The sequence below is a fragment of the Polaribacter sp. genome, from assembly GCF_965656025.1.
Lineage (GTDB): Bacteria > Bacteroidota > Bacteroidia > Flavobacteriales > Flavobacteriaceae > Polaribacter.
Genome location: NZ_CBFHJT010000071.1, coordinates 1 through 8411 on the forward strand (window position 1 = coordinate 1; position 8411 = coordinate 8411).

General features: G+C 28.8%; 10 protein-coding genes. 3 read left to right on the forward strand and 7 right to left on the reverse strand.

Annotated features, from left to right (window positions below; translation table 11 throughout):
* On the reverse strand, positions 1–1655 hold a 1655-nt coding region (locus ACTG3S_RS12100; RefSeq protein ID WP_439129608.1), incomplete at its 3' end, for an RluA family pseudouridine synthase.
* A 171-nt stretch (positions 1656–1826) separates the two neighbouring features.
* Between ACTG3S_RS12100 and ACTG3S_RS12105 the strand changes: the two genes are divergently transcribed.
* On the forward strand, positions 1827–2519 hold the full coding sequence (locus ACTG3S_RS12105) for a hypothetical protein (protein WP_439129609.1): 693 nt from the start codon (positions 1827–1829) through the stop codon (positions 2517–2519).
* Positions 2520–2575: 56 nt separating this feature from the next.
* Here the strand turns inward: ACTG3S_RS12105 and ACTG3S_RS12110 are convergent, their stop codons facing one another.
* From ACTG3S_RS12110 to ACTG3S_RS12125, 4 genes are all read right to left on the reverse strand, one after another.
* Positions 2576–3727: a lycopene cyclase family protein gene (locus tag ACTG3S_RS12110; protein WP_439129610.1), complete on the reverse strand. Its 1152-nt coding sequence runs from the start codon at positions 3725–3727 to the stop codon at positions 2576–2578.
* Positions 3728–3730: 3 nt separating this feature from the next.
* The gene (locus ACTG3S_RS12115; protein ID WP_439129611.1) at positions 3731–4216 is read right to left on the reverse strand and encodes an ABC transporter ATPase; all 486 of its coding nucleotides are present in this window, start codon (positions 4214–4216) and stop codon (positions 3731–3733) included.
* Between the two features lie 90 nt (positions 4217–4306).
* A complete protein-coding gene (locus tag ACTG3S_RS12120; RefSeq protein WP_439129612.1) occupies positions 4307–4918 on the reverse strand; it encodes a thioredoxin family protein in 612 nt (203 codons plus the stop codon).
* Between the two features lie 107 nt (positions 4919–5025).
* Positions 5026–5967 (reverse strand): NAD-dependent epimerase/dehydratase family protein, encoded by a 942-nt coding sequence (locus ACTG3S_RS12125; RefSeq protein ID WP_439129613.1) that lies wholly within the window; start codon positions 5965–5967, stop codon positions 5026–5028.
* A 176-nt stretch (positions 5968–6143) separates the two neighbouring features.
* On the opposite strand from ACTG3S_RS12125, the gene ACTG3S_RS12130 reads away from it, so the two are divergent.
* Both ACTG3S_RS12130 and ACTG3S_RS12135 read left to right on the forward strand, forming a co-directional pair.
* A complete protein-coding gene (locus ACTG3S_RS12130; protein WP_439129614.1) occupies positions 6144–6767 on the forward strand; it encodes a hypothetical protein in 624 nt (207 codons plus the stop codon).
* Positions 6768–6772: 5 nt separating this feature from the next.
* Positions 6773–7282, forward strand: a complete 510-nt coding sequence (locus tag ACTG3S_RS12135; protein WP_439129615.1) for a nuclear transport factor 2 family protein — start codon at positions 6773–6775, stop codon at positions 7280–7282.
* A 4-nt stretch (positions 7283–7286) separates the two neighbouring features.
* Here the strand turns inward: ACTG3S_RS12135 and ACTG3S_RS12140 are convergent, their stop codons facing one another.
* Both ACTG3S_RS12140 and ACTG3S_RS12145 read right to left on the reverse strand, forming a co-directional pair.
* On the reverse strand, positions 7287–7769 hold the full coding sequence (locus ACTG3S_RS12140) for a regulatory protein RecX (RefSeq protein ID WP_439129623.1): 483 nt from the start codon (positions 7767–7769) through the stop codon (positions 7287–7289).
* A gap of 90 nt (positions 7770–7859) precedes the next feature.
* Positions 7860–8411 (reverse strand): efflux RND transporter permease subunit (locus tag ACTG3S_RS12145; protein ID WP_439129616.1); only part of this gene is annotated, 552 nt, incomplete at its 5' end.

The window sequence follows — 8411 nt, forward strand, 5'->3', positions numbered from 1 at the left end:
GGTACACAAAAGTTAATTTTTTGATTCGTCTTCGGATGTAAAAATTCGATAAACTCTGCATGTAAATGCAATCTGTTTGCTTTTTGACCATACAAATCATCGCCAATAATAGGTGTGTTTAATCCATTTTTATGCGCTGCATGTACTCTCAATTGATGCGTTCTACCTGTTACAGGATAAAAATAGACACGCGTTTTATCTTTTTCAATATTTATAACTTCCCATTTGGTTTCAGCATTTTTACCATGCACAAAATCTACTAATTGTTTGGGTCTGTCATCTAAGTCGACGCGTATAGGAAGTTTTATTGTCCCTTTTTCTTCACCTAAAACACCATCTAACAAAGCTATATAGCGTTTTTTTACAGTTCTATTTATAAACTGACTTTGTAAAATCTTATTCGCTTCTTTTGTTTTTGTAAGTACTAAAATACCAGAGGTAGACATGTCTAATCGATGCACAATCAATGGGCCAGTTGCATCTGGGTATTGCTGCTTAATTCGGGTATATACAGAGTCTGTAATGTTTTTTCCAGGTACAGATAAAAATTCTGCCGGTTTGTTTACTACCAGTAAAACATCATCTTCAAAAATAATTTTTAAATCTTTGTTTTTAGAGATGTTTTTAAGCAATAAATTTTCTTCTAAATCTAAGCCTTGTAACATATGTGTTAAAATGGGCTTGCATCTGCTTTGGCAAGCAGGATAGTAGTTTTTATGCTTTCTAATAGCAGCGTTGGGTGAAATTCCCCACCAAAATTCTGCCATTGTAATTGGAGTTAAATTCTGTAAAAAGGCATATTGCAACAATTTGGGTGCAGCACATTCACCAGAACCTGCAGGTGGTTTTACATCTGGATTATTAAAAATATCTAACAAACTCTTTTCTTCTTTATTAGCATTTAAAAAAGCATATTTGCTGAATAAGGTTTGTTGTAAATAGTTAGATTTTGCTTTTCTTTCTTTTTTAAGTGCTGTAATTTCAGTTTCAAAAACAGCAATTTGTTGCTTTATTTTATCAATTTTATCATTATAGTACAATTGCAATTCTTTTAAGAAAAATTGCTGATTGTAACTTTCTTGTTTTAATTGATTAGTTAGTTTTTTAAAATCATCGTCATTTAAAACTTTTATTGCTTTTTGTTTTTTCTTCTTTCTGGAAAGTTTAGCTTGTTTTAACTTTAATTTTTGTGCATTTAAGTCGTCTTCAATTTCTTTGGTTAAAATTTTTAACTCTTTTTTTAAGGCGATGTAATGTTCATTGGTATTTAACTTATCTAATGCTAGATTTATGGTATCTAGTTTAGCTTCACCTCTTATATAAAAACTATTTTCTGCACGCATATTAAATACAGGAGGTACAAATTTTTCCGGTAAACTGTGGTCGTTTAATTTTCCAGAAAAAGCAGCTAAATAACCAATTTTTCCTTGTCGATTTTTAACAACTAAAACACCAAACATTTTTCCGATGGTGTTTTTTGTTTGAGTGTCTACACCAAAATTATGTGTAAAATCAGTTTGAGATTTTAAATAATCTTGTAATTCTTTTGCAGCTATTTTAGCTAGTTGATGAGGTTTGTAGTAAAAAGGAAATGTAAACTTTTTTGGAAGTTCAATTTTAGAAATATCAGCAGAAAATTCTTGTAAATAGTTCAATTTTTAGAATCAAATTTAGTTCAAATATAGGTAGTTTCTAACAAGAAATAGAATAAGATTTCAATTAGTTAATCTCTTGTTTAGAGCATTAAAAGAGTTAAAACAACTTTTATTTGTGCTAAAGAGAAAGTAACTGTTTCTGTAATTTTGTTTAAGACAAAAATTAAAATTATGAAAAAAGTAAAAATACAAGTTTTAAAAATATATGCAGTTACCATTTCTTTTTCTTGTTTGCTGTTTTTTTCTTGTAACAATACAAAGAAAAAAACCGATGAAATTGAAGAAGAAGTAATAGAAGAAGTTTCTAAAATAAAAACTAAAAAAGATAATGTAGTTGTTGATAGTAATCATCCTATAAAATCTAGAACTTATAAAATGAAAGACGGTAAAGCGTTAGTTTATTATTTAGATGCCAATGGTATCGCAGGTTTTAATGATTGGATAGATTATACTATTGTAAACACAGAGTTGGCGAGTATTAGAAGTACAAATCCCAAAAAATCAACAAAAAAACGTTTGCAAAACTTAAATTTTAGAATAGCAAACTTAGCTAATACAATACCAGATTGGTTAAAAACAGCAGACGTTATTGAGGATGTTGTAGATATTCAAAAAGAGTATAAAAATTTAATAGATGATGTTGATGTATCTGAAGAAGAAATGAAAGAAAATTTAGAAGATTTTACAGAAAAATTTGACGATTTAAAAGTTGAATTAGACCAAACGATACAAGAATATGCCAAAATACATGTTGATGCCATCGAGGAGTTTAATGAAGCTTATGATGATGGAAATATTAAAAAAGCGATTAAAGAATATAACGAAGAAATTAATAAATTAGATAAAATAATTGATAATCAATAGGGGGATTATCAATTTTTAATTGGAATAGAAAAACAAAGTTTTTCTCTTTTTTTTTGCTAATTTTTAGAAAAAAGTTGTTTAATTCCTGAACTTAGAAAAGGTATTAAAGGCAAACTTTTCATAATAGAAATTTCTTCTAAAAAAGTACTCTGGTTGCCTAAAAAAGCTAATATTTTTTCTGCAGGTATTTTTTTAAACATTGTAGTAAAAATAGCTTTCCCTGTAAGTTTTTCTGATAAAATAACATCTATTAAAGTTTGATCATACCAATTATAAACCTTGTCTTTAAAAGTTGGTTTTACATACGGTTTTTTGCCCGATTTTAAATGCTGTACAATTGCTGCAACATTTTTCTGTATAAACTGAAATGTGTATCCACTACTAGCTTTTGTAAAACCACCCGAAGTACCCAAGTTAATTACATTTTCTAATGGTTGCTTTTCAAACTTAGCCAAAGACATAGGTATAACACCAAACTCTTTATGCGTAATTGTATAATTTTCTAGCTCTAATTCTTCTTTAATATATTTCTCAAGTTCTAAAGTATATTTTTCTTTTGGAAGCACTTTTCGACTAAACAAGGTATATTCAACCAAAGCTTCTGTAGAAGAAGTTGGTAAAACATACATAAAAGTGGCACCATTTTCTTGTGATAATCTAAAATCCATTAACCTGCCAATTTTTTTATCAAAAAAAGGTTGTTCAGTTTTTATAACCCAACCTTTAAAATGCTGTAAAAGGGAGTTTTGTTGTGTGATATCTGGATTAAAAATAGGTGTAGAATTGAATACTGTTTTACCTGTATATGTATTTTTATCAGTAATTACTGACGCATTATTTTTAGAAGATTTTATTTCTACAACAGTTTCCTGTAAAAAGGTAACATTGCTAAATTTTTTGGCATAATTGAATACAAAATTGTAAAAATCAATACCTTGAATCATTTTGTATGTATATGCGCCCAAATCTAATTTCTCCTCATAATTGGTAGATAGAAACTCTAAAGTATTCCATTTTGCGTGCACAATTTCTTCAAAAACACCAGCTTCTTTTTCCCAAAAACACCAAGTTCTATCGTTGTTTTTTTTGCTGTCTTTATCAATTAACAAAATACTAGCATTTTGTAATTTAGGTTCTTTCAAAATACAATATAATAGGCTTAAACCAGCACAACCAGAACCTGCAATAATGTAATCGTAAGTGTTCATTTTTTATTTTAAAAATCTACTATACCAACTATCTTCAATAGGAACTTCCCAATAATTATCAAAATCGCTTTTAGTGGTTATAAGGTTATCAAAAACAATTGTTTTTGCTGTAACTGCTTTGTTTTTTAATAATTTTTTAAAATCTTTTAAATCTTTGTATTGCACATACTCACCTTGCTTGAAACAAACATTCATTTTATCCAAAAGTTCTACATTGTAGATTTGTTGCAACTCTAAAATAAAAGAGACACTTGCATCTATATCTGCAATTAACAGTTTTGTAGAAATATCATCTGCAGCCAAAACAATAAATCTGTTGTAAAGTATTTTAAAGGACGCTTTAAAATCTTCGTCCTCAGATTTCCATTCTGCTACAAAATCTTTTACTTTTTTGTTAACTTCTTCAATTTCATTAGGATAAAATTTTCTGCTAGATGGATAAATCCAAACTTTAGCATCTTCTGGAATGGAACTGAACTCTACAAACATTCGTTTTTTTTAGATTACAAATATAATCAAAAGAAAAACCGTAAGCTTAAATAAACTTACGGTTTTATAAATCTTATATAAATACTGTTGTTAAACTTTACTAGAAAAACTGTTTGTTAGCAAATTAACAAAATCTTCTTGCACAGATTTACCTTTGTCCTTGTTATACCAAACTTGTAAATCCTGTTTAAATTGGGCATCTAAACTACCGTTTTTTGCTTTGTAATCTTTCACCATTTTTGTTGCAACAGTAGGTCTTGGTCCCCAAGTAAAAATCCCCTCTTTTTCGGAGTCTAAAGCAATTAGTTTAGGAATAGATCTACCACCATTTGTCAAATATAAATCCATCAATTCTAAGTTTTCATCTCTTAAAACTACTTTTAAATTGATGTTTGGGTTTAAGGCAGCAATTTTATTAATAACGGGTAAGTTTTGTGCTGCATCTCCACACCAACCTTCTGAAATTACCAACCAAGTTTGTGGTTCTGATATTGTTTTTATAGTAGCAATTGTTTCTTCTGAAATTTTTATCGTTTTGTCTAAACGTTTCATTCTTTTATCATTTAACAAACTGTAGTTTGTTAATGCTTCGGATTGTATAGGTCCTGTTGCTTTACCATCTGCTAATAAATTACTTACCAAAGCTCTATAAGTTTCGTAAGAAATAGCATTTTGTAAACTATTTTCTATAATATTTTTCATCTTTTTTTATTTTAAACAAAGGTAAAGTTTTAACTCTTTTTTCCAGGTAACCTTTGTTACAATGGTCTTTTCAGTTCAGACGAAATTGATTTTATTTTCTTACAATCTTATTTTTTAAGATTTGTAAGAATATCTTTTGTCATCGTTGACAAATCAAATTGATGTTTCCAATTCCAATCTTTTCTCGCTTCAGAATCATCAATACTAGATGGCCAACTATCGGCTATCTGTTGTCTAAAATCAGGTTTATAGGTAATTGTAAAATCAGGTATATGTTTTTTAATTTCTGTAAAAATTTCTTTTGGTGTAAAATCTATGGCCGCTAAATTGTAAGAAGTTCTAATTTTAATATCTTCTGATTTGGCCTGCATTAATTGTATGGTTGCGTTCACAGCATCATCCATATACATCATTGGTAAACGTGTATTTTCTGATAAAAAACAATCAAAACTACCTTCTTCTAAGGCTTTAAAATAAATATCTACCGCATAATCTGTTGTGCCTCCTCCTGGTTTCGATTTCCATGAAATAATACCAGGAAAGCGTAAACTTCTAACATCTACTCCATATTTTTCATGATAATAATTACACCAAAACTCCCCAGAAAGCTTACTAATTCCGTAAACTGTAGTAGGTTCCATAATTGTTTTTTGTGGTGTATTTTCTTTGGGAGTTGTTGGGCCAAAAACTGCAATAGAACTAGGCCAATATACTTGCTTTATATGTTTTTCTTTTGCTAAATCTAACACATTTAATAAGGAAGTCATGTTTAAATCCCAAGCTTTTTGCGGGTATTTTTCTGCAGTAGCAGACAACATAGCCGCTAGTAAATAAACTTGTGTAACGTTGTATTTTTTAATTGTTTTTAAAATGGTATTCTTATCTGTAGCATCTATAATTTCAAATGGACCAGCTTCCATCATATTTGCATTCCCTTCTCTAATATCTGAGGCAATAACCTGTTGGTTGCCATAAATTGTACGCAGTTTTTCTGTTAACTCGTTTCCTATTTGGCCACTTGCTCCTAAAATTAATATGGTTTCGTTCATGTATTGCATTCAATTAAAATCAGAAACAAAGGTACTTAATTTAAGTATTCGTAATTATATTTTAAATAAATAATTATTCAACAATTTTAATGTAGTATTTTTTTGTTTTGTTAGGATTTTCTTAAAAATGAAAACTGTGAAAGATATTTATGTATTTTTACTTTTTAATTGAACTTGTGAAATATTTATACATTTTTTTGTTAATACCCTTTCTGTTTTCTTGTGACGATAAACAAGAAACAGAAGTAGCTGTTAAAGTTGCAAAACCTTTAATGAGTATTGTTGCCAAACATAATCCAACAAAATCAATCGCACCAAAATTTCTAAAAGATGTAGCAGATTGGCAAAAATTAAAATTGGTAGATTCTTTTTTTGTGAATTATAGAAAAATATCACCCAACGAAGCTTTAAATAATGCTGTAGAATTAAAAGATTTGGTAAAAAGTTTAAATGATAGTATTCCTGAAAAATTTAATATTCCGTCTTTTAAGGCTAGAGTAAATGTTTTGTATAATGAAACTTTACGATTGGCAGATTTAACGGATATTCCTGCAATTAAAGCAACGGAAGTAAACGCTCAAGTAGACAAAACCATAGAAGCTTTTTCTGCGGTAAATATTAAAGTTAATACTATTTTACAGAAACAACTTTTTGAAGATTTAATAGATGTAGATATTAGTTTTATTGGTTTAGATACCACTAAAATAGACAGTGTTTCTAAACAATCGATAGATTTAAAATTAAAAGAAAAGTTGATCAATAAGAATAATTTTGATAAAGGAGCTTTAAAGAGACAATAGCAATCATGAAAAAACTAGGAATTATAGGGTGTGTTTTATTGTTGTTTTTTGCTTGTAAAGAAACATCAAAACAAGTAAATATTGCTTCAGAGAAAGCAACAATAAACAGTGTTTTGGTTAATTGGCACAAAGCAGCCTCAGATGCTAATTATGCAAATTATTTTGATGCTTTAGACAGTACTTCTGTATATATTGGTACAGCAGCAGAAGAAATTTGGACTAAAAAACAGTTTTCTAATTTTAGTAAACCTTATTTTGAAAGAGGCAAAGCTTGGGATTTTAAAACTCTAGAAAGAAATGTGTATTTGAATGAAACTGGAGATTTTGCTTGGTTTGATGAGCTTTTAAATACTTGGATGGGAACTTGTAGAGGTTCTGGTGTTTTAGAAAAGAAAAATAACACTTGGAAAATAAAACAGTATGTCTTGTCTGTTGCCATACCTAATGACGATGTACAGTCTGTAATTGCTGCGAAAAAGAAAAACGATTCTATCTTTTTAAATAGATATAAGTAGTTTTTTAATGGCTAACTACTTCGTTAACCACTTTATATATTAATTCGCTTTCAAATCCTTTTCGCATTAAAAAACCAATTAGTTTTTGTTTTCTTTTATGGATGTTAGCTTCGGAAATTACAGCATTTCTATTTTCTGTGATTCTGTAAATAGTGGCTAAATACTCTTCTTCATCAATCTCTTTTAGAGCTGTTTTAATATTGTATGCAGAAATATCTTTAAACTTTAGTTCCCTAATAATACGTTGTTTTCCCCAATTTTTAATTCTGAACTTTCCCCTTGCAAAACTTTTAGCAAAGCGTTCTTCATTTAAAAAATTGTCTTGCATCAAACTTAGTAAAATCATTTCTTTAGCTTCAGGAATCAAGTTGTAATCGCGCATTTTTTGTTCCACTTCTTTATGGCATCGATCTTGGTAGATACAATACTGCTCTAGCTTTCGCTTAATCTCATTTACTGTAAAAGAAGTTTTTTTCTTTTCTATCATTATTTTCGAAAATACAAAAAGAGGATGAAACTTGTATAATTTCATCCTCTTTTTAATATAGCAATCTAAATTATTTTAGTGTTATTTTTTCTAATCTAATCTTTTATCCATATTAAAAACAAGTTCTTTATTTTCTTTACGTTCTAATTGATGAGGTAATTGTCCTTTAATTCTCATTTTAAACTTTGTAATTAAAAAGAATAAAATAGGAACAACTATCAACGTCAAGAATGTTGCAATTAATAAACCATAAATAACAGTTTTTGCTAAAGGTCCCCAAAATACAACATTATCTCCACCCATATAAATGTTTGCATCAAACTCGCTAAACAATGTGAAAAAGTTAATATTTAAACCAATTGCTAACGGAATTAAACCTAAAATAGTGGTAATGGCAGTTAGTAATACAGGACGTAAACGAGCTTTACCAGCTTTTACAACAGTTTCATACAAACTATTTAAAGGTAAATAATCATCTTCGGCAACATCGTCTTGTATTTTTCTTCTATTGATTAACAGTTCTGCATAATCTAACAAAACAACTCCGTTATTTACTACAATTCCTGCTAAGGATATTATACCAACCATAGTCATCATAATAACAAAAGGAGCTCCTGTAATTACCAATCCTCCAAAGACACC

Excerpts from the sequence above, each read along its gene's own strand:
- ACTG3S_RS12105 (WP_439129609.1), top strand. The coding sequence starts at position 1,827 with ATGAAAAAAGTAAAAATACAAGTTTTAAAAATATATGCAGTTACCATT.
- ACTG3S_RS12110 (WP_439129610.1), bottom strand. The coding sequence starts at position 3,727 with ATGAACACTTACGATTACATTATTGCAGGTTCTGGTTGTGCTGGTTTA.
- ACTG3S_RS12115 (WP_439129611.1), bottom strand. The coding sequence starts at position 4,216 with ATGTTTGTAGAGTTCAGTTCCATTCCAGAAGATGCTAAAGTTTGGATT.
- ACTG3S_RS12120 (WP_439129612.1), bottom strand. The coding sequence starts at position 4,918 with ATGAAAAATATTATAGAAAATAGTTTACAAAATGCTATTTCTTACGAA.
- ACTG3S_RS12125 (WP_439129613.1), bottom strand. The coding sequence starts at position 5,967 with ATGAACGAAACCATATTAATTTTAGGAGCAAGTGGCCAAATAGGAAAC.
- ACTG3S_RS12135 (WP_439129615.1), top strand. The coding sequence starts at position 6,773 with ATGAAAAAACTAGGAATTATAGGGTGTGTTTTATTGTTGTTTTTTGCT.
- ACTG3S_RS12140 (WP_439129623.1), bottom strand. The coding sequence starts at position 7,769 with ATGATAGAAAAGAAAAAAACTTCTTTTACAGTAAATGAGATTAAGCGA.